Here is a 24,761-nt window from a genome sequence, read left to right as displayed (position 1 = left end):
GGGCCGGCGACTAGTCGGCGAAGTCCGGGGTCGCGGCGGGCAGCACGAATCGGAACCTCGCACCGCCGCCGGGTGCGCGACCCACCTCGATGTGCCCGCCGTGCGCCTCGACGAGGCCGCGGACGATGTAGAGACCAAGCCCGGTCCCACCCCGGCGACCGGACCGCCAGAACCGGGTGAAGACGCGATCGTGCAGCTCGAGGGGGATGCCCTCTCCCTCGTCCATCACCGTCACCGCCGCTCCGTCGTCCACGGGTTCGATGACGATCGTCACCCGGCCGGCTCCGTGCCGCACGGCATTTTCCAGCAGGTTTGCCATCACCTGGTCGAGCTTGTCGGCGTCGGCCCAGATCTCCGGCAGGTCCGTGTCGACCTGGACCTGGAAGCCGTCGCGCTGGTGACCCGAGGCGACCAGCCCGTCGACGTGACGCCGCACGACCCGGTCCAGGTCGACCAGCTGCCGGCTGACGGTGAGCCGGCCGGAGTCGATGCGGGCGATGTCGAGCAGCTCGGTGATCAGCCGGGTGATCCGGTCGGCGTCGGCGTTGACGGTCTCGAGCATCAGCCGCTTCTGGTCGTCGCTGAAGCGCTCCCACTTGGCGAGCAGCGTGGCGGTGAAGCCCTTGACCGAGGTGAGCGGCGAGCGCAGCTCGTGGGCGACGGTCGACACCAGCTCGGCGCGGCTGAGCTCCTCGCGCGCGCGGTGGCGGGTGTCCCGGATCGACACGAGCACCTGACGGACCGGTCCGCGGGGCGCGCTGCGGACGTAGCGCGACGTGACCAGCACCTCGTGACCGCCGGGCAGCAGCAGGTTGCGCTCGGGGTGGCCGGTGACGCTCGGCAGGGTGCCGTAGGGGTCGGCGCACGACCACCAGTCGCGGCCGTCCAGGCCCTCGAGCGGGAGGGCCGCCGTCAGGTCCTTGCCGAGGGCGGTGGCCACGCCGACGCCGGTGATGCGTGCGGCTGCGGAGTTGAACACGACGACGGAGCCGGTCGCGTCGGCCACCAGCAGGCCGTCGGGCAGGTCGTCGGCGTAGGCAGCGACGTCCGCCACCGGCCGGCCGGGACCACGGCTCCCCCCGAGACCTGCCGGACCGCTCCCCGTACGCACGCGGCGAGCCTAGCGACCGGCCTGGACGAGAACTGTTCGCCAGATGACGGTTCTGTCAGGACTCGCGGTGGTTGGTCGACCTCTGCGCCCGGGCCGATGCATAGAGGCACACGGCCGCCGCGGTGGCCAGGTTGAGGCTCTCGGCCCGACCGTGGATCGGCACCTTGACGACCACGTCGGCCAGCTCGCGGGTCTCCGGCGGGAGCCCCCACGCCTCGTTGCCGAACACCCAGGCGGTCGGTCCGGCGAGCAGGCCCTGGTCGGTGGCCCGGTCCAGGTCGAGGTCCGCGTGCCCGTCGGCGGCCACGACCCGCAGGCCCGCGGCGCGCAGGGCCGGCAGGTCCTGCGCCACGTCACGCCCCACGGCCACCGGTAGGTGGAAGAGGCTGCCGGCGCTGGCCCGCACGCACTTCGGGTTGTAGGGGTCGACGCTGCCGCCGGTCATCAGCACCGCGCCCGCGCCGGCCGCGTCGGCGGTGCGCAGCACCGTGCCGGCGTTGCCCGGGTCCCGGGCGTGGGCCAGGACGGCGACCAGGCGGGGCGCCGCGGCCAGGACCTCGTCCAGAGGGCGGTCCACGGTCCGGCACACCGCCACGACTCCCTGCGGGGTCACCGTCTGGGCGATCGCCGACATCACCTCGCCGCTCACCAGGTGGACCGGCACCTCGTGCCCGGCGGCCGGCGCCAACAGATCGGGATGGCGCTCGGCCGCCTCCCGGGTGACGAACAGCTCGGTGACGGTGCCCGGCTCGGCCACCGCCTCGCGCACGGCTTGCGGTCCCTCGGCGAGGAACCGGCCCTCGCGGGCCCGTAAGGCGCGCTTGGCGAGACGACGAGCCGCCTGCACCCGCCCGGACCGGATGCTGGTGAGCTCGGGTCCGAGGGGCACAGGCGGCATCGAGTTCGTGCGGGACGTCGCCAGGTGCTGACGGGCCGTCAGGCGGCGGTCTCGTCCTTCTTCGGCGACCTGGCGGCGTTGACGTCGTCCGGCAGGGCGCCCTTGGCCAGGTCGACCAGCGCGGTGAACGCCGCGGCGTCGTTGACCGCCATGTCGGCGAGGACCTTGCGGTCCACCTCGACACCGGCGGCCTTGAGGCCCTGGATGAACCGGTTGTAGGTCATGCCGTTCGCCCGGGACGCGGCGTTGATCCGCTGGATCCACAGCTGCCGGAAGTCGCCCTTGCGCTTCTTGCGGTCACGGTACGAGTAGACGAGCGAGTGGGTGACCTGCTCTTTCGCCTTGCGATAGAGGCGGGACCGCTGCCCGCGGTAGCCGCTCGCCCGCTCGAGGACGACCCGGCGCTTCTTGTGGGCGTTGACCGCCCGCTTGACGCGTGCCACTGAAACTCTCCTTGGTCGTGGGGGTCGTCGGCTACTTGCCGAGAAGGCGCTTGACCTTCTTGACGTCGGAGCTGGAGGTCTCGACGTCGAGGGCCAGGGCGCGGGTGCGCTTGGAGGGCTTGTTCTCCAAGAGGTGCCGGCGGTTGGCCTGCTGGCGCATGACCTTGCCGGAGCCGGTCAGGCGGAAGCGCTTCTTGGTCCCGCTGTGCGTCTTGTTCTTCGGCATGACGGCCGGGTTCTCCTCAATCGGTGCGTGTCGTGGGTGGTGCTGGTGCTGCTGGGCTTGCTCGGGGGGCTGAGCGTGCGACCGGTCAGGCGACCGGCTGCTCCGACGACGCGGCCGCGGTCGGCGCCTCGGTCGGTGCCGGGACCTCGGCGTCCGGCGCGGGAGCCGGCTCGGCGGCCGGCGCGGTCGCCTCCGACTCCGTCGCCTGCGTCGCCTGCGTCACCTCGGGCTCGGTCTCGCCCTCCGGCGCGGTCTCGGCGCGGCGGGCTCGGTCGGCGGCCTTCTCGGCGCGGGCGTCGGCCTTCTTCTTCGTCGGACCCAGCACCATGATCATGTTGCGGCCGTCCTGCTTCGGCGCGGACTCGACGAACCCGAGCTCCTGGACGTCCTCGGCGAGGCGCTGCAGCAGCCGGAACCCCAGCTCGGGGCGGGACTGCTCGCGACCACGGAACATGATCGTTATCTTGACCTTGTCACCCTGCTTGAGGAACCGGACCACGTGACCCTTCTTGGTCGCGTAGTCGTGCGGGTCGATCTTCGGCCGGAGCTTCATCTCCTTGATGACCGTGTTGACCTGATTCTTGCGGGCCTCGCGGGCCTTCTGCGCCGACTCGTACTTGAACTTGCCGTAGTCCATGAGCTTGCAGACCGGCGGGCGGGCCATGGGGGCCACCTCGACGAGGTCGAGGTCTGCCTCCTGCGCCAGCCGGAGCGCGTCGCCGATGGCGACGATGCCGACCTGCTCACCGTTCGGACCGACCAGGCGCACCTCGTTGACGCGGATGCGGTCGTTGATCCTGGGCTCAGTGCTGATGGGGCCTCCTCAGGCTTCCACTCGTGCTTCCTGACGGACCCCGGACACGAGAAAGGCTCCCGTGACCGGAGCTCACGGAAGCCTCAACACCCAGCCGGCGCCGGACAGTCCGCGCGGTCGGGCGCGGGCGGCGACGCCGGGTCGGGCCACCCGGGGGTGGCCGACCGGACCGGGACCCGACGACCTGTGGTGCGGTGGTGCGGCGGTCGTGCGGGTGGGAGGAGGACCTCCGCTTGCGCACCCGGCTCGCCGGTGAGGGCGGGCACGGGTGGGTCGCCGGACAGGGTACCAGCCGCGGGCGGAGAGGGAGAAACCGGTGATCGTGGGCGCGCGACTGGCCCGGGCGTCCGGTCCCCCCGGCCCGATCATGGTCGGTCCTGCTCGGTGGCGAGCTGCCGGTGCCCTCGCGGGGGCGTCCAGCCGGCCGGGACGACCGCCAGGTCCAGGCCGAGGACGCTGGTCCGGGCCAGGGCCGCCAGCCGGCCGGCGACGGCCTGGGCGACGGCGACCGGGTCCTGGTCCGCGGCCACGGCCACGCTGAGCCGGGCGTCGGTCCCGGGATACGGGCCGATCCAGGCGGCCGAGAGGCCGGGCTCGTGGCCGAGGACCGCGCTCAGCGTCCGGGTGAGCTGCCTGTCGGCGTACGCCGGCACGGTCGGCATCGGCCGAAGCAGCGCGCGGACCTCCCGCTCCCCCAGGACGACGGGCACCGGCCCGGCAAGATCGACCACCAGGTCCTGGGCCCCCTCGGCCTGGGCGACGGCGGCAGCCCGCGACCCCTCGACCGGCACCGGGCGGGACCGCGGGTCCCAGCGCGCCAGGGTGGCGACGCTGGAGAAGACCGGCAGCGCCCGGCGGCCCGCGCCGTCGTCGAGGAGCGCGAGGGCGATGTCGGCCTCCTTGTCGGCGAGGTGGACACCCGCCCCTGGCGCGGTCTCCGTCGCCACTGCCCCGACGGCGGCGAGCACCCGGGCGCCGTGCAGGGCCGCCAGGACCTCCGGCTGGCGGCCGGGGTCCGCCGCGACCGCCTCGAGCGCGTCAGCGAGGTTCGGGTCGGCTCCTCCGGTGTCACCGGCGAACCCCGGGTCGGGGATGCGGCGGTAAGGCTTCGGCACGGGCAACGACGACGTACGTCGTCAGGGCTCGACGATGGCGATGACCGGGCCGCCGCCTGACGGGCCCTGGTGGACGGCCGCCACCGACACGAAGACCGCCGGGTCACCGGTCACCGACGCGACCACGCCGCCGACGCACGACTTGATCTGGCGGTGCCAGTGCACGTCGGAGTCGTCGAGCATGATGTTGCGCCGGTCGCGCACCCTGCCGGTCGGGTCGGCCTCGCACTTGCAGAAGATGTTGACGACCCGGTCGCCCAGGTCGCTGGTGCGCGGGCGCTCCGGCAGGTCGTCGAGGCCCGCGCTGCGGATCGACTCCCACACGCCATCGGCGTCCAGCGCATCCTTCATGACGCTGTGCCCGATGCGGAACCGGCCGCCGACGCCGCGCACGTTGCCCAGGACCACGATCTGCGCCTGGTCCAGCTCGACGCCCGACGAGCAGGACGCGACGGACGAGTAGAGCGAGAGGTCCTTGTGGATCTGCTCGGCCTTGGGCATCTCGATCTCGCCCAGGGCGACCGCGATGCCCAGCGCCGTCGTCGAGTTGGAGACGTCCATCGACTTCAGGGTGTCCTCGGTCCACACGTCCTGGTCACGCCGCTTGGCGTCGGTGATGGTCTCGAGTGTGAGCAGCGGCGTCTTGGTCTGCACATAGTGCACGTCGGCAGGGTCGGTGATGCCGGCCCGCTCCATCGCGACCTTCACCCCGGCCGCGACCTTCTCGACCATCGGGAGGCGGCCGATGTCCTCGGGGTGGATCTGGTCGCTCATCGCGTAGCCGACCGAGAGGCGGGGCTCGTCGGTCGCGGGCACCTTGCCGGGGTCGGTTGTCGCGAAGATCGTCGCGTGCGGCGAGATGACGCCGTCGGTGCCGCCGGACCACACGATGGGGATCTGCTTGATGTCCTCCATCGGCCGCTTGCCCTTGGCCTCGAGCACCTCGCGGAAGGCCCGGTCGGCGATGATCCGGGTGTAGTCGTTGACGCCCCCGTTGCCCTCGGTCTTGCCGATGACGGCGATGACCCGGTCCGCCTCGATCGCACCGTCGTCGATCAGCCGGGCCAGGCCGGACGCGTCGGACACGCTCTCGATCGGGACCTTGTGCACCTCGACGGGCTGCGGGGTGGCCATGTAGCTCACTGCCTCTCGGGCTCGATGACGGTGCCGGCCCTGCCGTGCACGGCCTGCTCGATGTTCTCCAGCGACGAGATGACCGACCGGGTGCCGCCGGCCTCGACGAAGCGCAGGGCTGCCTCGACCTTTGGCCCCATGCTCCCGCTGGCGAAGTCGTGCTCCTTCTGGATGCGGCGCATCTCCTCGGCGCTCACCCGGCCGATCGGATGCTGGTCGTCGGTCCCCCAGCCGAGCACGACGTGCTCGACGTCGGTGGCGATGACCAGCACGTCCACGTCGGCCGACCGCGCCAGCAGCGCGGCGGAGAGGTCCTTGTCGATGACCGCCTCGACGCCGCGCAGGACGCCGTCCCGGCCGCGCACCACCGGGATGCCGCCGCCGCCGGCCCCGAGCACGACGTAGCCGGCCGCGGCCAGCGCGGCGATGGCGGGGGCGTCGAGGATCTCGAGCGGCTCGGGCGATGCGACGACCCGCCGCCAGCCGCGGCTTCCGCGGTCCTCCCATACCTGGCCGTGGTCCATCAGCGCCCGGGCCTGCGGCTCCGGCAGGTAGCGCCCGATCGGCTTGGTCGGCTTGCCGAAGCCGGGGTCCTGGCCGTCGACCAGGGTCCGGGTCACGACGGCGGCGACCCGCGTCTCCAGCCCCCGGGCGGCCAGCGCCGACTCGAGGGCGTCGAGCACCAGGAAGCCGATCGTCCCCTGCGTCTGGGCGCCGCACCAGTCGAGCGGCACCGGTGGGACCACGTGGGCAGCGAGCTCGTTCTTGACCAGCAGGTTGCCGACCTGCGGGCCGTTGCCGTGGGTGAGCAGCACGTCGACGCCCTCGCCGACGAGGTCGGCCACCCGGTCCATGGCGAACCTGATCGCGCGGTCCTGCTCGGCCGGCGCGGCGTCGCCACCCTGGCCGGTCATCGCGTTGCCACCGAGGGCGATCAGCGCGCGCAGCCTGCTCATGCGGTCACCCTAGGGGGCACCCGGTGCGGACCCGAGGCGGCGGTAGCGCGCCAGCCGGGCCGCGAGCCGGGTGCGCGGATCGCGGCGGAGCAGCCCGGTCAGCTCGGCCTCGAGGACGCGGGCCAGCCGGTCCAGGAACGGCCCCGGCTCGTCGGCGGCGTCCGGGTGCTCGGCCACGACCCGGTCCACGACCCCGTCCCGCAGCAGGTCCAGCGAGCGGACGCCCTGGACGGTGGCCATCTCGGCGGCTCGGTCCGTCGTGCGGTGGATGATCGCGGACGCCCCCTCGGGCGGCAGCGGCGAGAGCCACCCGTGCTGGGCGCACACCACCCGGTCGGCGGGCAGCAGGGCGAGCGCTCCCCCGCCCGCCCCCTCGCCGAGGAGCAGGCAGACGGTCGGGGCGTCGAGCAGCACGAGGTCGGCCAGCGAGCGGGCGATCTCCCCGGCCAGCCCGCCCTCCTCGGCCTCCTTCGACAGCGCCGCGCCCGAGGTGTCGATGACGGTGAGCAGCGGCAGCTTGAGCTCGTCGGCGAGCTTCATGCCGCGCCGCGCCTCGCGGAGGCCGGCCGGGCCGAGCGGGGTGCCGGGGCCCTGCCGGGACCGGTCCTGACCGAGCACGACGCAGGGCGCCCCGCCGAAGCGGGCCAGCGTCAGCAGCAGCCCGGCGTCCGTCTCGCCCGCCCCGGTCCCGTGCAGTGGTACGACGTCGCGGGCCGCGTGCCGCAGCAGCTGGCGCACCCCGGGCCGGTCGGGCCGGCGGGAGCGCACGACCGAGTCCCAGGCCGGCCGGTCGGGGACCGGGTCGTCCGCCGGATCCTCGACGTCGGGCGAGCCCTCGAGCGGGGCGGCCAGCACGTTGAGGGCCCGGTCGAGGACATCCGCGATCGCGTCCGGGGCGACCACTGCGTCGACCAGCCCGTGCTCGCGCAGGTTCTCCGCCGTCTGCACCCCTGCGGGGAACTCGGCGCCGTACAGCGCGGCGTAGACGCGGGGCCCGAGGAAGCCGATCAGCGCGCCGGGCTCGGCGACGGTGACGTGCCCGAGCGAGCCCCACGAGGCGAGGACGCCACCGGTCGTGGGGTTGCGCAGGTAGACGAGGTAGGGGTTGCCGTTGGCCTTGTGCCGCCCGATCGCGGCCGAGATCTTCACCATCTGCAGGAACGCGACGGTGCCCTCCTGCATCCGGGTGCCGCCGGACGTGGGCGAGGCCAGCAGCGGCAGCCGCTCGTCGGTCGCGCGCTCGACGGCGCGGACCAGCCGGTCCGCGGCATGCACGCCGATCGAGCCGGCCAGGAAGCCGAACTCGCAGGCGGCCACGGCGACCCGGCGGCCGCGGACCCGGCCCTCGCCGGTGACGACGGCCTCGTCCAGCCCGGTGCGGTCCCGTGCCCGGTCGAGCGCGGCGGCGTACTCCGTGTCGGCCGGTCGCGCCCTGACCGGCTCGTCCCACCGCACCCAGCTGCCCTCGTCGAGGACCGCGCCGATCAGCTCGAGGGCATCGGGGCTGGTCACCGCCCGGCCGCCCCGCCCGCCGGCTCGTCGGTCGGTCCGCCGTCCTGCGCCAGCCACCGGCGCACCGACTCGTCGTGCTGGCCCAGGGTCGGCGGGGCGGTGTGCTCCAGCGCGTCGATCCCGTCGAAGCGCAGCGGCGGGCCGGGCAGCGTGATCCGGCCGGCCGTCGCGTGCTCGACCTCGACCAGCAGCCCCTGCGAGCGCGTCTGCTCCCAGCCGTAGACCCGGTCCAGCGACCGCACCTCTCCGGCGGGCACCCCCAGCTCGGCCAGCTTCGGCAGCAGGTCGGCGAGGGCGTACGTCGCGAAGGCGCTGTCGAGGGCCGCGTTGACGGCGTCCCGGTTGCGCACCCGCTCCGCGTTGGAGGCGAAGCCGGGCTCGTCGAGCGGCAGGTCGAAGGCCGGCGCGAGCCTGCGCCAGAGGCCCTCGCTGCCGACGGCGATCTGCAGCAGCCCGTCGGCGCAGTGGAAGAGGCCGTAGGGGCAGATCGACGGGTGGTGGTTCCCCTGGCTGTGCGGGACCTCGCCGGTGACGGTGTAGCGGGTGCCCTGGAAGGCGTGCACCCCGACGATGCCCGCCAGCAGCGAGGTCCGGACGACACGGCCCTTGCCGGTGCGGTCCCTCTCGTGCAGGGCGGCCACCGCGCCGTAGGCGCCGTACATGCCGGCGAGCAGGTCACCGATCGGCACCCCGACCTTGGTGGGGTCGTCCGGCCCCGGACCAGTGAGGGACATCAGGCCGGCCTCCCCCTGGGCGATCTGGTCGTAGCCTGCCCGGCCGCCCTCAGGGCCGTCGTGGCCGAACCCGGTGATGGAGAGCACGACGAGACGCGGGTTCAGCTCGTGCAGCACCTCGACGGGGAAGCCGAGCCGGTCGAGCACCCCCGTCCGGAAGTTCTCGACGAGCACGTCGGCCCGTCGGACCAGCCCGGTCAGCAGCTCCTTGCCCTCGGCGGACTTCAGGTCGGCGGTCACCGACTCCTTGTTGCGGTTGCAGGAGAAGAAGTAGGTGCTCTCGCCGTGGTCGGCCACCTGCCCGGTGTCGTCGACGAACGGCGGGCCCCAGCCGCGGCTGTCGTCACCGCCCCCGGGGGTCTCGACCTTGATGACCCGTGCGCCGAGGTCACCCATCATCATCGCCGCGTGCGGGCCGGCGAGCGCCCGGGAGAGATCGACGACGAGGACTCCGCTGAGGGGACCGCTCATGCCGGTGCAGCCTGTCACACGGCGCGGCGGCTCCCGGGAGACTCAGCGGCCGCGCAGCTTGGCCAGCGCCTCTTCCAGGATCGCGGCCCCGTCGGCCTCGGTCCGGCGCTCCTTCACGTAGGCCAGGTGCGTCTTGTACGGCTCGGTGCGCGGCGGGGACGGCGGGTTGTCGCGGTCCTGCCCGGCGGGGAACCCGCACCGCGGGCAGTCCCAGACCTCGGGGGCTGTCGCCTGGGTCTCCTCGGCGAAGCTCGGCTTGGTCTCGTGGCCATTGGCGCACCAGTAGGACAGCCGGAACCGGGGCGCGGCCTCGCCGCGCTCGGCCTCACCCATGGGGCCCGCACCGACACGGCTGCCCCGGATCGCGTTACCGCTTGCCACGTTCGTCGCTCCCCAGCTTCTCGAGGTGTTGTGCCGGCCCGTCCACCCGCGGACGGTCAGTTCTTGAGCAGCAGCCCCAGTCCGATGATCGAGGCGAGCCACAGGATGCCGATGCCGATCGTGAGCCGGTCCAGGTTGCGCTCGACGACGGACGAGCCGCCGAGGGAGGACGAGACACCGCCCCCGAAGAGGTCGGACAGCCCACCGCCCTTGCCCTTGTGCAGGAGCACGAGCAGCACCATCAGCAGGCTCGTGATGACGAGCACGATCTGGAACGCGATCTCCACGCTGGCTCAGCCTTACGTTCGTCAGGACCGGGAGGGACCAGGGTACGTCACCGGTCGGCCGGACAGGTCAGGACGCCGCGAGCTCCTCGGTCGACGTGCGGTAGCGGACGATGCCGACGAACTCGTCCGGGTCGATGCTCGCACCGCCGACGAGCGCGCCGTCCACGTCCTCCTGGGCCATGATGCCGGCCACGTTGGCGGCCTTGACCGAGCCGCCGTAGAGGATGCGCACACCGTCGGCCAGGTCGCCGGAGTAGAGCTCGGCGAGCCGGGTGCGGATCGCCGCGCAGACCTCCTGGGCGTCGTCCGGGGTGGCCACCTCGCCGGTGCCGATCGCCCACACCGGCTCGTAGGCGATGACGATGGTCCGCGCCTGCTCGGCCGGGACGCCGTCGAGGTCGGCGGCCAGCTGGTCGGCGCAGTGCCCGACGTGGCCGCCCTCCTGGCGCACCTGCAGCGGCTCGCCGACGCACAGGATCGGGACCAGCTTCTCAGCACACGCCGCCTTCACCTTGGCGTTGACCAGGGCGTCGTCCTCGCCGTGGTCCGCCCGGCGCTCGCTGTGCCCGACGACGACGTAGCCGCAGCCCAGCTTGGCGAGCATCGAGGCTGCGATGTCGCCGGTGTGGGCGCCCGGTGGGTGCGGTGAGACGTCCTGCGCGCCGTACCGGATGCGGTACTTGTCGCCGTCGACCAGCGTCTGCACGGAGCGGATGTCGGTGAACGGCGGGAGCAGCACCACCTCGACGGCGTCGTGGTCCTCGTCGGTCAGCGAGAAGGCGAGCTTCTGGACCAGCGCCAGGGCCTCGAGGTGGTTGAGGTTCATCTTCCAGTTGCCCGCCATCAGCGGGGTGCGTGCCATGGGTCTAACGACCTCCGTCGCTGTCAGCGAGCGCGTCCAACCCCGGAAGGTCCTTGCCCTCGAGGAGCTCGAGGCTGGCACCGCCTCCGGTGGAGATGTGGCCGAAGGCGCCCTCGTCGAACGCCAGCTTGCGGACGGCCGCGGCGGAGTCGCCTCCGCCGACCACGGTCAGCCCGCCGGCAGCGGACACCTCGGTGAGCGCCTGGGCGACCGCGCGGGTTCCCTCCGCGTAGGGCGCCAGCTCGAAGACGCCCATCGGGCCGTTCCAGAAGACGGTGCGCGCGTCGGCGATCCGCCCCGCGAACAGCCGGCCGCTCTCGGGGCCGATGTCGAGGCCGTAGCGGTCGGCCGGGATCGCGTCGACGGCGACCACCTCGTGCTCGGCGTCGGCCGAGACCTCGGTGGCGACGACGACGTCGACCGGGAGCACGATCTCGACACCCTTGGCCTCGGCGCGCTCGAGGTAGCCCCCGACGGTGTCGAGCTGGTCCTCCTCGAGCAGGCTCTTGCCGACCTCGTCGCCCTGGGCCTTGAGGAACGTGAAGACCATGCCGCCGCCGATCAGCAGCCGGTCGACCGAGCCGAGCAGGTTGTCGATGACGCCCAGCTTGTCCGAGACCTTGGAGCCGCCGAGCACGACGACGTACGGCCGCTCGGGATCGCCGGTGAGACGGCGCAGAACCTCGGTCTCGACCTCGACCAGCTCGCCGGCCGCGTGCGGCAGCCGCCGGGGCACGTCGTACACGCTGGCGTGCTTGCGGTGCACGGCACCGAAGCCGTCACCGACGTAGACGTCGGCGAGAGCGGCGAGCTGGTCGGCGAACGCGCCGCGCTCCGCGTCGTCCTTGCTCTCCTCGCCTGCGTTGTAGCGAAGGTTCTCGAGCAGGGCGATGTCGCCGTCGCCCAGCCCGTCGACGGCTGCCCTGGCGCTGTCGCCGACGGTGTCGGTGGCGAACTCGACCGGCCGGCCGAGCACCTCGGCCAGCCGCTTCGCGACCGGGGCGAGGCTGTACTTCTCCACCGGCCGGCCCTTGGGCCGTCCCAGGTGCGCGCACACCACAACGCGGGCACCGCGGTCGGCGAGGTCGGCGATGGTCGGTGCACTCGCCCGGATCCGGCCGTCGTCGGTGATGGTGCTGCCGTCCAGCGGCACGTTGAGGTCCGAGCGGACGAGGACGCGCTTGCCTCGGAGGTCCCCTAGGTCGTCGACGGTCTGCACGGTGCCGGTCAGAGCGACGCGCCGACGAGCGACACGAGGTCGACGAGGCGGTTGGAGTAGCCCCACTCGTTGTCGTACCAGCCGACCACCTTGACCTGGTCGCCGATCACCTTGGTGAGCTTGGAGTCGTAGATGCACGACGACGGGTCGGTGACGATGTCGCTCGACACGATCTCGTCCTCGGTGTAGGTCAGGTAACCCTTGAGGGCGCCGGCGGCCGCGGCCTGGTAGGCGGCGTTGACCTCCTCGACGGTGGTGTCGCGGCCCACCGTGACGGTGAGGTCGGTGGCCGAGCCGGTCGGGACGGGGACGCGGAGCGCGTAGCCGTCGAGCTTGCCCTTGAGCTCGGGAAGGACCAGGCCGATCGCCTTCGCCGCCCCGGTGCTGGTGGGCACCACGTTGAGCGCCGCGGCGCGGGCCCGGCGCAGGTCCTTGTGCGGCCCGTCCTGCAGGTTCTGGTCGGCGGTGTAGGCGTGGATCGTCGTCATCAGGCCGCGCTCGATGGTGAACGTGTCGTGCAGGACCTTGGCCAGCGGGGCGAGGCAGTTGGTCGTGCAGGAGGCGTTGCTGATGATGTGGTGCTTCACCGGGTCGTAGTCGCCGTCGTTGGCACCGAGGACGACCGTGAAGTCCTCGTTCTTGGCCGGGGCCGAGATGATGACCTTCTGCGCACCACCGTCGAGGTGAGCCTTTGCCTTGGTCGCGTCGGTGAAGAAGCCGGTGGACTCGATGACGACGTCGGCGCCCAGCTCCTTCCAGGGCAGTGCGGCCGGGTCGCGCTCCTCGAGCGCGCGGATCTTGCGGCCTCCGACGACGATGTTCTCGTCGTCGTAGCTCACGTCCTCGGTCAGCCGGCCCAGGATGCTGTCGTACTTGAGCAGGTGGGCCAGCGTCTTGTTGTCGGTCAGGTCGTTGGCACCGACGACCTCGATGTCGGCGCCCTGAGCGAGGACGGCGCGGAAGAAGTTGCGGCCGATGCGGCCGAAGCCGTTGATGCCCACCCGAACAGTCACGACGATCTCCTCCAGCGCTCTCGGTCATCCGTCCAGGTCCGACCCTACCGAGAGGCCACAGGGCCGTCGTCGGGCCGCCTCACCTGGCGAGATGCCCGCCCGCTCTTCCGCGGATCGCGCTGATGTCACGCGTCGAGCATGTCCGGCGTCAGGTTGGCGTCGGTCCCGGGGATGCCCTGGTCGGCGGCCCGCTTGTCGGCCATCGCGAGCAGCCGCCGGATCCGACCGGCGACGGCGTCCTTGGTCATGGGCGGGTCGGCCAGGGTGCCCAGCTCCTCGAGGCTGGCCTGCTTGTGCGCCAGCCGCAGCTCGCCGGCCACCCGCAGGTGGTCGGGGATGTCCTCGCCGAGGATCTCCAGAGCGCGCTGTACCCGCGCACCCGCCGCGACGGCCGCCCGGGCCGAGCGGCGCATGTTGGCGTCGTCGAAGTTGGCCAGGCGGTTGGCGGTCGCCCGCACCTCGCGGCGCATCCGCCGCTCCTCCCACGCCAGCACGCTGTCGTGGGCGCCGAGCCGGGTGAGCATCGCACCGATCGCGTCACCGTCGCGGACCACGACCCGGTCGACCCCGCGCACCTCGCGCGCCTTGGCGCTGATGCCCAGCCGGCGGGCCGCGCCGACCAGGGCCAGGGCGGCCTCGGGCCCGGGGCAGGTGATCTCCAGGGCCGAGGACCGGCCCGGCTCGGTGAGCGACCCGTGGGCGAGGAAGGCGCCCCGCCACGCCGCCTCGGCGTCGCACGGCGCGCCCGAGACGACCTGCGGCGGCAGGCCGCGGACGGGGCGCCCTCGCCCGTCCAGAAGCCCGGTCTGGCGGGCCAGCGCCTCGCCGTCCTTGGCGACCCGCACCACGTAGCGGCTGCCCTTGCGCAGCCCGCCCGGTGCCACGACCGCGACCTCCGACGGGTGGCCGAAGACCTCGGCGATGTCCTTTCGCAGCCGCCGGGCGGTGGCGCCGTTGTCGACCTCCGCCTCGACGACGATGCGACCCGCGACGATGTGCAGGCCGCCCGCGAAGCGCAGCATCGCCGACACCTCGGCCTTGCGGCAGCAGGGCTTGGTCACCTCGAGGTGGGCGAGCTCGTCCTTGACGGCGGCGGTCATGGCCATGGGCTCACATCCTGTCAGTCGAGAGCGGGTCGAGCCGGGCGAACCGATCCGTTCGTCCCGGTCGGGCGTCCTGGGCAGCGCCAGGGCCGCCCGCGTCGGCACCGGCATCGGCGAAGAGGGCACCGAGGACGGCGCCGAGGCGGTCGGGGTCATGCATCTCGGGCTGGCCGGCGCGGGCCAGGTCGTCGAGCCTCAGCTCGGCCCCAAGCGACCGGGCGACCCGCGCGAGCCGGTCGGGGTGCGGCACGGCGGCCGCGTCGGCGACGACCGCGTCGAGCCGCAGACCGGGGGCGTGCTCCGCCAGCACCTCCAGGTGGGTCTCCGGCGCGAAGCCCGCGGTCTCGCCCGGCTGGGGCGCCAGGTTGAGGACGACCAGCCGGCGGGCGGCGGTCGAGCACAGGGCGTCGGCGAGGTCGGGCACGAGGAGGTGCGGGATCACGCTGGTGTACCAGGACCCGGGGCCGAGGACGACCCAGTCGGCGCTGCGCACGGCAGCCACCGCCTCCTGGCAGGCGGGAGGCCGGTCCGGCACCAGGCCGAGGCCGACCACGCGCCCGGGCGTCGTGGCCACCGCCACCTGTCCACGGACGGTCACCGTGCGCGCCGACCGGCCGGTCCCCTCCGCAGCGGCCACCGGGTCGTCGACCGCCATGACCGCCTCGATGTCCAGCGGCACCAGCGACATCGGCAGCACCCGGCCGTGCGCCCCGAGGAGGCGGGCGACCCAGTCCAGCCCGGCCACCGAGTCACCCAAGAGTTCCCACAGCGCGACGATCAGCAGGTTGCCGACGGCGTGGTCGTGCAGGTCGCCGGCGCTGCGGAAGCGGTGCTGGGCGACCTTGCTCCAGGTCTGCCCCCACTCGTCGTCGCCGCACAGCGCGGCCAGCGCCATCCGCAGGTCGCCGGGCGGCAGCACGCCGAGCTCCCGGCGCAGGCGGCCGCTCGAGCCGCCGTCGTCGGCGACCGTGACGACCGCGGTGAGCGCGTCGGTGACCCGCCGCAGCGCCTGAAGCGACGCGGCCAGCCCGTGGCCACCCCCCAGCGCGACCACCGCCGGTCCGGCGGGACCCTCGGCCACCGGCTCACTCACGGCCGAGGTCCCGGTGGACGACGGTGGCGTCGACCCCGCCGGCGGCCAACCGGGCCACCAGCTCCTCGGCCATCGCCACCGAGCGGTGCTTGCCCCCGGTGCAGCCGATGGCGACCGTCGCGTAGCGCTTGCCCTCGCGCAGGTAGCCCTCGCCCACCAGGGCCAGGACCTGCTCGTAGGAGTCGAGCACCGGCCGGGCACCCGGCTGGGCCAGGACGTAGTCGCGGACCGCTGGGTCCTGGCCGGTCAGCGGGCGCAGCTCGGGCACCCAGTGCGGGTTGGGCAGGAAGCGGCAGTCCAGCACGAGGTCGGCGTCGACGGGCAGGCCGTACTTGTAGCCGAAGGTCATGATCGTGACGTGCAGCCCGGGCGAGACCTGCTCGAAGGACTGCACGACCTTGGCGGCGAGCTCGTGCACGTTGAGGTTGGTGGTGTCGAGCACGATGTCGGCGTCGGCCCTCAGGTCGCGCAGCATCGCCCGCTCCCGCGAGATGCCGTCGCTGAGCATGCCCTCGCCCTGCAGCGGGTGCGGTCGGCGCACCGCCTCGTGCCGGCGGACCAGCGCCTCGTCGGATGCCTCGAGGAAGACGATCCGCGGGTCGGAGCCGCGCACCGCCAGCTGACCCAGCGCCTCGGTCAGGTCGGCGAAGAAGGAGCCGCTGCGGACGTCCACGACGGCGGCGATCCGCGCGACGTCGCCCCGGGCGCGGCCACCGAGCTCGGCGAGGGTGGGCAGCAGCGCGGGTGGCAGGTTGTCGACGACGAACCAGCCGAGGTCCTCGAGCACGTTGGCCGTCGTGCTGCGCCCGGCCCCGGACATGCCCGTGATGATGGCGAGCTCCGGCAGGTGCGGGGCGGCGTCCGGGCGCGCCTCGGCGGCGGTCACGGGTGGGTCCCTCCGGTCGTACGGTCGTCCGGTCGGTCATCCGCGCCGTCGTCGAGGACCTCGCCGGTGGCCATGTTGACCCCCGCCGGGACGTCGGCACCGGTCGCGAGCGCGGCGACCACTGCGGCCGCCGTGCGCGGTCCCACACCGGGCACGGTGGCGATCTCGGCCGCCGAGGCGGCGCGGAGCCGCTTGAGCGACCCGAACTGCTTGAGCAGAGCCTTGCGCCGGGTCTCGCCCAGCCCCGGTATCCCGTCCAGCGCGCTGGCGGTCATCGACCGGGACCGGCGCCCGCGGTGGTGGGTGATGGCGAAGCGGTGCGCCTCGTCGCGCACCCGCTGCAGCAGGTAGAGCCCCTCGCTGGTCCGCGGCATCACGACCGGGTAGGCCACGCCCGGCAGCCATACCTCCTCGAGCCGCTTGGCCAGGCCGCAGAGTGCGACGTCGTCGACGCCGAGCTCGTCCAGGGCCCGCTGGGCCGCGGCGACCTGGGGCGCACCGCCGTCGACCACGACCAGGTTGGGGGCGTACGCGAACTTGCGCGGGCGGCCGGTCTCGGGGTCGATGCCGGCCGGGACCTCCGGCGCATCGACGCCGGTGCCCGCGGCGGTCTCCTGGAGGTCGCCGGTGCGGGAGCGCTCGTCGACCAGCCGGCGGAACCGGCGGCTGACCACCTCGTGGATGGCGGCTACGTCGCCGCCGGCGCCCGGCCGGTCGCCCTGGCCTCTCACGACGAACCGGCGGTACTCGCTCTTTCGCGCGAGGCCGTCCTCGAAGACGACCATCGACGCCACGACCTCGCTCTCCTGCAGGTGGGACACGTCGAAGCACTCGATGCGCAGGGGGGCCTCGTCGAGCCCCAACGCGTCCTGGATCTCCTGCAGCGCGAGGCTGCGCGCGGTCAGGTCGCTGCCCCGCTTGGTCTTGTGCAGCGCGAGCGACTGGCCGGCGTTGCGAGCGACGGTCTCCATCAGTGCCCGCTTGTCGCCGCGCTGCGGCACCCGGAGGGAGACCGGCCGCCCGCGCAGGCCGGTCAGCCAGTCGGTGACCGCCTCGGCGTCGGGTGGCATGGCCGGCACCAGCACCTCTCGAGGCACCGCGTCACCGCTCTCGCCGCCATAGACCTGCTGCAGGAAGTGCTCGACCAGGTCGCCGGTCGTCAGGTCCTCGACCTTCTCCACGACCCAGCCGCGCTGGCCGCGGACCCGGCCGCCGCGGACGTAGAAGACCTGGACCGCCGCCTCGAGCGGGTCCTCGGCGAAGGCGACCACGTCGGCGTCGGTGCCGTCGCCCAGGACCACCGACTGCTTCTCGATCGCCCGCTCCAGCGCCTTGACGTCGTCGCGCAGGCGGGCAGCCCGTTCGTACTCCTGGTTGGCGGCGGCGACCTGCATCTCCTTCTCGAGGCGACGCAGGTAGGTCCCGGTCTGGCCGGCCATGAAGTCGCAGAAGTCGTCGACGATCCGCCGGTGCTCCTCGGCGCCGACCCGGCCGACGCAGGGAGCCGAGCACTTGCCGATGTAGCCCAGTAGGCAGGGGCGGCCGACCTGACCGGCCCGCTTGAAGACCCCGGCGGAGCAGGTGCGGGCCGGGAAGACCCGCAGCAGCAGGTCCAGGGTCTCGCGGATGGCCCAGGCGTGGGAGTACGGCCCGAAGTACCGGACCCCCCGCTTCTTCGGTCCGCGCATGACCTGCAGCCGGGGGTACTCCTCGTTCAGCGTGACGGCCAGGCTGGGGTAGCTCTTGTCGTCCCGGTAGCGGATGTTGAAGCGGGGGTCGAACTCCTTGATCCAGCTGTACTCCAGCTGGAGCGCCTCGACCTCGGTGCTGACGACGGTCCACTCGACGCTGGCCGCCGTGGTGACCATCGACTGGGTCCGGGCGTGCAGGTTGGCCAGGTCCTGGAAGTACGAGGAGAGCCGCGGCCGCAGGCTGCGGGCCTTGCCGACGTAGATGACCCGCCCGCGCTCGTCACGGAACCGGTAGACGCCCGGCTGCTCCGGGATGGACCCCGGCGCAGGACGGTACGACGCCGGGTCAGCCACCCGACAACCCTACGACCGGCGTGCGTCACCCGCAGGCCGCACCGCACCCGTCTCAGGGACGCCCGCGCCGGACGACGAGGTCAGGACCTGACGACCTGGTCGCCCTCGACCGTCACCGCGATCTCCCGCAGCGGGCTCGGCGCCGGGCCGCCCTGCACGCTGCCGTCGAGCGCGCTGTACGTGCTGCCGTGGCAGGGGCAGGTGATGGTGTTGGCCTTGACACTCGCCACGGTGCACGACTGGTGCGTGCAGACCGCCGTGAAGGCCTTGAACTCCCCCGACGCCGGCTGGGTCACGACGATCTTCTTGTCGTCCAGCACGACGCCGCCCTTGACCGGCACGTCGGCCGTGGCGACCAGCCCACCGCCGCCACCTCCACCCGCATCCTCGTCGGACTCGGCTGCCGACGACGAGGTGCCGGCCGGCGTGCTCGAGGATCCGCCGGACCCCTGGTCGGAGGAGTCGGTCGCCGTGTCGTCACCGCCGCAGGCCACGAGGAGGGCGCCGGCGCCGGACACGGCCGCCACCCGCAGCACCCGGCGGCGGGACAGCTCGGTCAGGGTGGTCTCGGAAGTGGTGTCTGGTGTCAGCTCGGGCATGACCCCCGCAACGAGCGGGACGGTGCCGGAGTTTCCGGCACGACGAGGTTCCGCCCGGCGGTCAGCCGGCCGCCGCGCTCGGCGGGTCGATGATGCCGTCGCGGATGGCCACCGAGAGGGCCTCGAGCTTGGAGTGCGCACCGAGCTTGATCAGGATGCTCTGCACGTGGTTGCGCACGGTGTTGACCGAGATGAACAGCCGGGTGGCGATGGCACCGTTGGTGAGGCCTTCGGCGATGAGCTGCAGGATCTCGCGCTCTCGGGAGGTGAGGTCGTCGGCCGGCTTGTCGTACTGGTGGTGCAGCCGGTGGAGCAGCCGGGACAGCAGGTCGGAGCTGACCATGATCTCCCCGGCAGCCGCCGTACGCACCGCGGAGACGAGCTCGTCGAGCGGGCTGGTCTTGAGGATGAAGCCGGCGCAGCCCGCCTCCGTGGCCGCCACCAGCATCGAGTCGTCGGCCGCGGCGGTGAGCACCACGATGTAGCTCTCGGGTCGGATCGCACGCAGGTCGGCGATCGCGTCGACCCCCAGCCCGTCGGGCAGATGATGGTCGAGGAGCACAACGTCCGGCGTGGTCGTCGCCACCATGTTCTTGGCCTGCACCAGGGTGCCGGCCGTACCCACGACCTGGAAGTCCGGCTGGGCGGACAGTGCCAGCCGCAGGCTGTCGGCGAACATGTCGTGGTCGTCGACGATCAGCAGCCTGGTCGGTGGGCCGGCCGGGCTCGAGCCCCTGTTCGCGCCAGTCACCGGTGGACCCACTGTCAGCCTCCCCCCGACCCCTTGTTGCTCGACGTCGTCGTCAGCCCTGCTCTCACACCCTGCCACGGCCGGGCCACGCAGCGTACGGCTACCGGTGAGTAGTGCGTCCGCGTCACGACCGGCCCTCCCGGGTTGCGCGGCGGCCCGCCAGAGGCACTAGGCGAGGATCGTGCCGATGAGTCTGTCGGTACCGTGCCGGGCGCGGCAGCGTTGAGGACGTCGGACGACACGGCCCTGTCGAAGACACGGCAGGACCCTGCCCCGTGTCGTCCGTACCGCCGGGTCGGGGCCTGCCCCCAGCTCCCTGCCCGGCCCCGCCCACCGAGCGGCGGGTGTGCATCCCCCGTGGCCGCCCGCCGCTCGGAGGCGTGTCCGGGCTGCTCGTGGTCAGCCCGCCTTGCGCGCCGTACGCCGCGGTGCCCGCGCCCGCTTCGCGGGCCTAGCCGTCTGCCCCAAGACGTTCTTGAGGAAGACCCCGGTGTGGCTCTCCGGCACCGCCACGATGTCTTCGGGCGTGCCCTCCGCGACGACGGTGCCACCCCCCGAGCCACCCTCGGGGCCCATGTCGATGACCCAGTCGGCGGTCTTGATGACGTCGAGGTTGTGCTCGATGACGATGACCGTGTTGCCCTTGTCGGCCAGCCCCTGGAGCACCCGGAGCAGCTTGTAGATGTCCTCGAAGTGCAGGCCGGTGGTCGGCTCGTCGAGCACGTAGACGGTGCGGCCGGTCGAGCGCTTCTGCAGCTCGGAGGCGAGCTTGACGCGCTGCGCCTCCCCGCCGGAGAGGGTCGGCGCCGGCTGACCGAGCCGGACGTAACCGAGACCGACGTCGTTGAGCGTGGTGAGGTGGCGCGCGATCGCGGGGACCGCGGCGAAGAAGTCGGCGGCCTCCTCGATCGGCATGTCGAGGACCTCGGCGATGGTCCGGCCCTTGAAGTGCACCTCGAGGGTCTCGCGGTTGTAGCGGGCTCCGTGGCAGACCTCGCACGGCACGTAGACGTCCGGCAGGAAGTTCATCTCGATCTTGATCGTGCCGTCGCCGGAGCAGGCCTCGCAGCGGCCGCCCTTGACGTTGAACGAGAACCGGCCGGGCTGGTAGCCGCGGATCTTGGCCTCGGTGGTCTCGGCGAACAGCCGCCGCATGTGGTCGAAGACGCCGGTGTAGGTGGCCGGGTTGGACCTCGGTGTCCGCCCGATCGGGCTCTGGTCGACGTGGACGACCTTGTCGACGTGCTCCAGCCCCTTGATCTTCTTGTGCCGTCCCGGCACCGTCCGGGCGCCGTGCAGCCTCTGGGCCAACGCGGTGTAGAGGATGTCGTTGACGAGGGTCGACTTCCCGGACCCTGACACCCCGGTCACGGCGACGAAGCAGCCCAGCGGGAACGTCACGTCGATGGTCTGCAGGTTGTGCTCCCGCGCGCCGACGACGGTCAGGTCGCGGCCGCGCGTGCGGGGCCGCCGGATCTCGGGGGTCGGGATGACGGTACGTCGCGCGAGGTAGGCACCGGTCAGCGAGTCGTTGCTGGCCAGCAGGTCCTCGACCGTGCCGGAGACCACGATCTGGCCGCCGTGCTCGCCGGCGCCCGGCCCGATGTCGACGACCCAGTCGGCGGTGCGGATCGTGTCCTCGTCGTGCTCGACGACGATCAGCGTGTTGCCCAGGTCGCGCAGCCGGGTCAGCGTCTCGATCAGCCGGTGGTTGTCACGCTGGTGCAGGCCGATCGAGGGCTCGTCGAGCACGTAGAGCACGCCGACCAGGCCGGCGCCGATCTGCGTGGCCAGCCGGATCCGCTGCGCCTCGCCGCCCGAGAGCGTGCCGGAGGGCCGCTCCAGGGAGAGGTAGTCCAGGCCCACGTCGAGCAGGAAGCCCAGCCGGGCATGGATCTCCTTGACCACCCGCTCGGCGATCTGGCGCTCCCGGTCGGTGAAGTCGACGCTGCGCAGGAAGTCGTCGCAGTCGCGGATCGGCAGCCGGCAGACGTCGGCGATCGAGTGGCCACCGACCAGGACGGCCAGCGACTCCGGCTTGAGCCGGGCACCGCCGCAGACTGGGCACGGCACCTCGCGCATGTAGCCCTCGTAGCGGTCGCGGCTCCAGTCCGACTCGGTCTCGGAGTGGCGGCGCTGCACGAAGGGGATCGCACCCTCGAAACCGGTGTGGTAGCTGCGCATCCGGCCGTAGCGGTTCCGGTACTTGACGTGCACCTGGTAGTCCAGGCCGTGCATGACGGCGTCCTTGGCGCGCGCAGGCAGCTTGCGCCACGGCGTGTCCATGCTGACGTTCATGTCGTCGGCCAGCGCCTGCAGCAGCCGCTGGAAGTACTCGCTCGACGAGGTGCCCGAGGCCCATGGCGCGACCGCGCCCTCGCCCAGCGACTTCTCGTCGTCCGGGACGATGAGCTCGGGGTCGACTTCGAGCCGGGTGCCGATGCCTGTGCACTCGGGGCAGGCGCCGTAGGGCGAGTTGAAGGAGAACGACCGCGGCTCCAGCTCGTCCATCGTCAGCGGGTGGTCGTTGGGGCAGGCGAGCTTCTCGGAGAAGCGGCGCTCCCGGCCCTTGTCCTTGACCGGCAGGTCCACCAGGTCGAGGAGCAGCAGGCCTCCGGCCAGGCCGAGGGCCGTCTCGACCGAGTCGGTGAGCCGGCGCTTGGCGGACGGCTTGACGGAGAGGCGGTCGACGACGACGTCGATCGAGTGCTTGTACTTCTTGTCCAGCTTGGGCGGCTCGGCGAGCGAGACGGTCTCGCCGTCGACACGGGCCCTGCTGTAGCCCTTGGTCTGCAGCTCGCGGAACAGCTCGGCGTACTCGCCCTTGCGGCCGCGGACGACCGGGGCCAGAACCTGGAACCGGGTGCCCTCCTCCATCTCGAGCACCCGGTCGACGATCTGCTGGGGGGTCTGCCGGCTGACCGGCTCGCCGCAGACCGGGCAGTGCGGGCGGCCGGCCCGGGCGAAGAGCAGGCGCAGGTAGTCGTAGACCTCGGTGATCGTCCCCACGGTGGACCGGGGATTGCGGCTGGTGGACTTCTGGTCGATCGAGACCGCCGGGGACAGTCCCTCGATGAAGTCGACGTCCGGCTTGTCCATCTGGCCGAGGAACTGCCGGGCGTAGGCGGACAGGGACTCCACGTAGCGCCGCTGGCCCTCGGCGAAGATCGTGTCGAACGCGAGGCTGGACTTGCCGGACCCGGACAGCCCGGTGAACACGATGAGCGAGTCGCGGGGCAGGTCGAGCGAGACGTCCTTGAGGTTGTGCTCACGCGCACCTCGGACGATCAGCTGGTCCACTCGTGATCCTTCTGGCCGGAGCGGTCAGGTCGCGGACCATGCTAGGTGGCCGCGCCGACAGGTGGCGCCGTCCTCCTGAGGTCCCCACTATGGTCGCCGGCATGAGCGGGGACCCGACCGGCCGGATGGCCGACCTGCAGCGCGCCCTCGACGAGATGGCCGAGGCGACCGACCGCCTGCTGGCCGGCCTGGACCGGCTGACCGAGCGCGACGTACGCGGACCGTCCCTCCTGCCGGGCTGGACCCGGGCGCACGTCCTGACCCACGTCGCTCGCAACGCCGACGGGCTGGCGGTCCTGGCGCAGAACGCGCGCACCGGTGACGACCGGCCGATGTACCGCGAGGACCGGGACGCCGCCATCGAGGCGGGGGCTGGTCGGGGGCTCGGTGACCTGCGGCTGGACCTGACCGACTCCGCCGAGAGGCTGCTGGAGGCCTTCGCCGACTTCCCGGCCGACGGGCTCGACAGGGAGGTCCACCTGAGGTCCGGGGCGTCGGCCTACGGCTGGGAGATCCCGGTGATCCGGGTCCGCGAGGTCGAGGTCCACCACGTCGACCTGGACGCGGGCTACACGCCTGACGACTGGTCGCCGGAGTTCGCGGCGCGGACGCTGGACCAGCTGGCCGGCTTCTTCCACGACAACCGGGACTGCCCGGTAGGCGTCCTGGCCGCGACCGATGCGGATGGCCGGTGGGAGGTTGCCTCGGCCGGTCCCACCCTGGCCGGGCCACGGTCGGCGCTGGTCGGGTGGCTCATCGGGCGCACGGCCGGCGAAGGTCTGACCCTGGACCCGCCGGGCGAGGTCCCCCGCGCCCCGCGCTGGTCCTGAGGGCGGCGGCTAGCCTCGCGGCGTGAGCTACGACGGACACGTCTCCCCCGGCGGCCCGGCCGCCACCCGCGAGCTGGACGCGCTGACCATCATTAAGGTCTCAGTCGGCTCGATGGACAACAACGCCTACCTGCTGGAGTGCCGGGCGTCCGGTGAGCTGCTGCTGGTGGACGCGGCCGCCGAAGCGAGCCGGCTCCTGGGGCTGGTCGGCGAGCGGCGCCTGGGCCAGGTCGTGACCACGCACCGGCACGGGGACCATTGGCAGGCGCTGGAGCGGGTGGTGAACGCCACCGGTGCGCGCACTGCAGCCGGCCGGGACGACGTGGAGGGCATCCCGGTCGGGACCGACGACCTGCTCGCCGACGGCGACACCGTGACGGTCGGCGAGGTCACGCTCGGCGTCGTCCAGCTAGTCGGCCACACGCCGGGCTCGGTGGCCCTGCTGCACGACGACAGGAGCGGCCACCCGCACCTGTTCACCGGTGACTCGCTGTTCCCGGGCGGGGTCGGCAGGACCACGACTCCCGAGGACTTCGCGTCGCTGCTGGGTGACGTGGAGAGCAAGCTCTTCGGCCGGCTGCCGGACGAGACCTGGTTCTACCCCGGGCACGGCGACGACTCGACCCTGCGTGCGGAGCGGCCGCACCTCGAGGAGTGGCGCGCCCGCGGCTGGTGATCCCGCGCCCTGCCTTGCGCGGCTGGTGATCCCGCGCGTTCCGCGGACGGTGACCGCGCCGGGCCTTGCGGGGGCGACGCGTCAGTGGCCGGCGCCCTGGCCGGAGGTGGAGCGTCACGGTAGCCAACCACGTCAGGAGTTCGCGGTTGAATGTCTCATTTGCCACATTGCGGAGGCGGTTGGTCACAAGGCGTGGTGGCGGTCCGCTCACCAGCCGCGGGCGCGCCACTCGTCGAGGTGCGGCCGCTCCGCGCCCACCGTCGAGTCGTCGCCGTGCCCGGGGTAGAACCAGGTCTCGTCCG

General features: G+C 72.8%; 25 protein-coding genes. 2 read left to right on the top strand and 23 right to left on the bottom strand.

From position 1 onward, the window contains the following. Window positions 1-10: 10 nt before the first annotated feature. The 22 genes from VK640_16205 to uvrA form a co-directional block, all read right to left on the bottom strand. The gene (locus tag VK640_16205; protein ID HTE74720.1) at window positions 11-1,054 is read right to left on the bottom strand and encodes an ATP-binding protein; all 1,044 of its coding nucleotides are present in this window, start codon (window positions 1,052-1,054) and stop codon (window positions 11-13) included. Window positions 1,055-1,166: 112 nt separating this feature from the next. Next, window positions 1,167-2,009, bottom strand: a complete 843-nt coding sequence (locus VK640_16200; GenBank protein ID HTE74719.1) for an RNA methyltransferase — start codon at window positions 2,007-2,009, stop codon at window positions 1,167-1,169. A gap of 38 nt (window positions 2,010-2,047) precedes the next feature. Next, window positions 2,048-2,452: a 50S ribosomal protein L20 gene (rplT, locus tag VK640_16195; protein ID HTE74718.1), complete on the bottom strand. Its 405-nt coding sequence runs from the start codon at window positions 2,450-2,452 to the stop codon at window positions 2,048-2,050. 31 nt (window positions 2,453-2,483) lie between these two features. Then, the gene (rpmI, locus tag VK640_16190) at window positions 2,484-2,678 is read right to left on the bottom strand and encodes a 50S ribosomal protein L35 (GenBank protein HTE74717.1); all 195 of its coding nucleotides are present in this window, start codon (window positions 2,676-2,678) and stop codon (window positions 2,484-2,486) included. Window positions 2,679-2,763: 85 nt separating this feature from the next. Next, window positions 2,764-3,492: a translation initiation factor IF-3 gene (gene infC / locus VK640_16185; protein HTE74716.1), complete on the bottom strand. Its 729-nt coding sequence runs from the start codon at window positions 3,490-3,492 to the stop codon at window positions 2,764-2,766. Window positions 3,493-3,857: 365 nt separating this feature from the next. Next, window positions 3,858-4,607, bottom strand: a complete 750-nt coding sequence (locus tag VK640_16180) for an SseB family protein (GenBank protein ID HTE74715.1) — start codon at window positions 4,605-4,607, stop codon at window positions 3,858-3,860. Window positions 4,608-4,628: 21 nt separating this feature from the next. Further along, window positions 4,629-5,741, bottom strand: a complete 1,113-nt coding sequence (locus VK640_16175) for a ring-opening amidohydrolase (GenBank protein HTE74714.1) — start codon at window positions 5,739-5,741, stop codon at window positions 4,629-4,631. A 5-nt stretch (window positions 5,742-5,746) separates the two neighbouring features. Beyond that, a complete protein-coding gene (gene arcC, locus VK640_16170) occupies window positions 5,747-6,697 on the bottom strand; it encodes a carbamate kinase (protein HTE74713.1) in 951 nt (316 codons plus the stop codon). A 9-nt stretch (window positions 6,698-6,706) separates the two neighbouring features. Next, window positions 6,707-8,209, bottom strand: a complete 1,503-nt coding sequence (locus tag VK640_16165) for a carboxyl transferase domain-containing protein (protein HTE74712.1) — start codon at window positions 8,207-8,209, stop codon at window positions 6,707-6,709. After that, window positions 8,206-9,414: a CoA transferase gene (locus VK640_16160; protein HTE74711.1), complete on the bottom strand. Its 1,209-nt coding sequence runs from the start codon at window positions 9,412-9,414 to the stop codon at window positions 8,206-8,208. The genes VK640_16165 and VK640_16160 overlap by 4 nt, the downstream gene beginning before the upstream one ends. Window positions 9,415-9,456: 42 nt before the next feature. Then, entirely contained in the window at window positions 9,457-9,795 is a 339-nt protein-coding gene (locus VK640_16155) for an RNA polymerase-binding protein RbpA (GenBank protein ID HTE74710.1), read from the bottom strand. A 56-nt stretch (window positions 9,796-9,851) separates the two neighbouring features. Then, on the bottom strand, window positions 9,852-10,082 hold the full coding sequence (secG, locus tag VK640_16150) for a preprotein translocase subunit SecG (GenBank protein HTE74709.1): 231 nt from the start codon (window positions 10,080-10,082) through the stop codon (window positions 9,852-9,854). A 67-nt stretch (window positions 10,083-10,149) separates the two neighbouring features. Continuing rightward, window positions 10,150-10,944 carry a triose-phosphate isomerase gene (gene tpiA / locus VK640_16145; GenBank protein ID HTE74708.1) on the bottom strand — a complete coding sequence of 265 codons (795 nt, stop codon included), beginning with the start codon at window positions 10,942-10,944 and terminating at the stop codon, window positions 10,150-10,152. Between the two features lie 4 nt (window positions 10,945-10,948). Next, a complete protein-coding gene (locus tag VK640_16140) occupies window positions 10,949-12,163 on the bottom strand; it encodes a phosphoglycerate kinase (GenBank protein ID HTE74707.1) in 1,215 nt (404 codons plus the stop codon). Window positions 12,164-12,171: 8 nt separating this feature from the next. Next, entirely contained in the window at window positions 12,172-13,176 is a 1,005-nt protein-coding gene (gap, locus tag VK640_16135; protein HTE74706.1) for a type I glyceraldehyde-3-phosphate dehydrogenase, read from the bottom strand. A 125-nt stretch (window positions 13,177-13,301) separates the two neighbouring features. Next, entirely contained in the window at window positions 13,302-14,282 is a 981-nt protein-coding gene (gene whiA, locus VK640_16130; protein HTE74705.1) for a DNA-binding protein WhiA, read from the bottom strand. A 4-nt stretch (window positions 14,283-14,286) separates the two neighbouring features. Continuing rightward, the gene (gene yvcK / locus VK640_16125) at window positions 14,287-15,333 is read right to left on the bottom strand and encodes a uridine diphosphate-N-acetylglucosamine-binding protein YvcK (protein HTE74704.1); all 1,047 of its coding nucleotides are present in this window, start codon (window positions 15,331-15,333) and stop codon (window positions 14,287-14,289) included. 31 nt (window positions 15,334-15,364) lie between these two features. Then, on the bottom strand, window positions 15,365-16,258 hold the full coding sequence (gene rapZ / locus VK640_16120) for an RNase adapter RapZ (GenBank protein ID HTE74703.1): 894 nt from the start codon (window positions 16,256-16,258) through the stop codon (window positions 15,365-15,367). Beyond that, a complete protein-coding gene (gene uvrC, locus VK640_16115) occupies window positions 16,255-18,303 on the bottom strand; it encodes an excinuclease ABC subunit UvrC (GenBank protein ID HTE74702.1) in 2,049 nt (682 codons plus the stop codon). Before uvrC ends, rapZ begins: the two co-directional genes overlap by 4 nt. An 80-nt stretch (window positions 18,304-18,383) precedes the next feature. Continuing rightward, complete coding sequence (locus VK640_16110; GenBank protein ID HTE74701.1) at window positions 18,384-18,902, bottom strand: Rieske (2Fe-2S) protein; 519 nt, start codon at window positions 18,900-18,902, stop codon at window positions 18,384-18,386. Window positions 18,903-18,963: 61 nt separating this feature from the next. Continuing rightward, on the bottom strand, window positions 18,964-19,653 hold the full coding sequence (locus VK640_16105) for a response regulator transcription factor (GenBank protein ID HTE74700.1): 690 nt from the start codon (window positions 19,651-19,653) through the stop codon (window positions 18,964-18,966). 399 nt (window positions 19,654-20,052) lie between these two features. Further along, window positions 20,053-22,953 carry an excinuclease ABC subunit UvrA gene (uvrA, locus tag VK640_16100; protein HTE74699.1) on the bottom strand — a complete coding sequence of 967 codons (2,901 nt, stop codon included), beginning with the start codon at window positions 22,951-22,953 and terminating at the stop codon, window positions 20,053-20,055. Between the two features lie 101 nt (window positions 22,954-23,054). On the opposite strand from uvrA, the gene VK640_16095 reads away from it, so the two are divergent. Together VK640_16095 and VK640_16090 are read left to right on the top strand one after the other, a co-directional pair. Beyond that, window positions 23,055-23,783 (top strand): maleylpyruvate isomerase family mycothiol-dependent enzyme, encoded by a 729-nt coding sequence (locus VK640_16095; protein HTE74698.1) that lies wholly within the window; start codon window positions 23,055-23,057, stop codon window positions 23,781-23,783. A 22-nt stretch (window positions 23,784-23,805) separates the two neighbouring features. Then, the gene (locus tag VK640_16090) at window positions 23,806-24,459 is read left to right on the top strand and encodes an MBL fold metallo-hydrolase (protein HTE74697.1); all 654 of its coding nucleotides are present in this window, start codon (window positions 23,806-23,808) and stop codon (window positions 24,457-24,459) included. A 207-nt stretch (window positions 24,460-24,666) separates the two neighbouring features. Here VK640_16090 and VK640_16085 read toward each other — a convergent pair. Beyond that, window positions 24,667-24,761, bottom strand: a 95-nt coding sequence (locus VK640_16085) for an MBL fold metallo-hydrolase (protein HTE74696.1), incomplete at its 5' end; no start/stop codon positions are given.

It is taken from the genome of Actinomycetes bacterium, assembly GCA_035489715.1.
Lineage (GTDB): Bacteria > Actinomycetota > Actinomycetes > JACCUZ01 > JACCUZ01 > DATHAP01.
Note: the sequence above shows the minus strand (reverse complement) of the source record. Positions and strands in the feature narration are given on the sequence as shown.

What these genes read in the sequence shown, in the direction of transcription:
- VK640_16110 (HTE74701.1), bottom strand. Translation starts at nt 18,902, where the DNA reads ATGCCCGAGCTGACACCAGACACCACTTCCGAGACCACCCTGACCGAG.
- arcC (HTE74713.1), bottom strand. Translation starts at nt 6,697, where the DNA reads ATGAGCAGGCTGCGCGCGCTGATCGCCCTCGGTGGCAACGCGATGACC.
- whiA (HTE74705.1), bottom strand. Translation starts at nt 14,282, where the DNA reads ATGGCCATGACCGCCGCCGTCAAGGACGAGCTCGCCCACCTCGAGGTG.
- VK640_16095 (HTE74698.1), top strand. Translation starts at nt 23,055, where the DNA reads ATGAGCGGGGACCCGACCGGCCGGATGGCCGACCTGCAGCGCGCCCTC.
- VK640_16160 (HTE74711.1), bottom strand. Translation starts at nt 9,414, where the DNA reads ATGAGCGGTCCCCTCAGCGGAGTCCTCGTCGTCGATCTCTCCCGGGCG.
- rpmI (HTE74717.1), bottom strand. Translation starts at nt 2,678, where the DNA reads ATGCCGAAGAACAAGACGCACAGCGGGACCAAGAAGCGCTTCCGCCTG.
- tpiA (HTE74708.1), bottom strand. Translation starts at nt 10,944, where the DNA reads ATGGCACGCACCCCGCTGATGGCGGGCAACTGGAAGATGAACCTCAAC.
- VK640_16200 (HTE74719.1), bottom strand. Translation starts at nt 2,009, where the DNA reads ATGCCGCCTGTGCCCCTCGGACCCGAGCTCACCAGCATCCGGTCCGGG.
- VK640_16175 (HTE74714.1), bottom strand. Translation starts at nt 5,741, where the DNA reads ATGGCCACCCCGCAGCCCGTCGAGGTGCACAAGGTCCCGATCGAGAGC.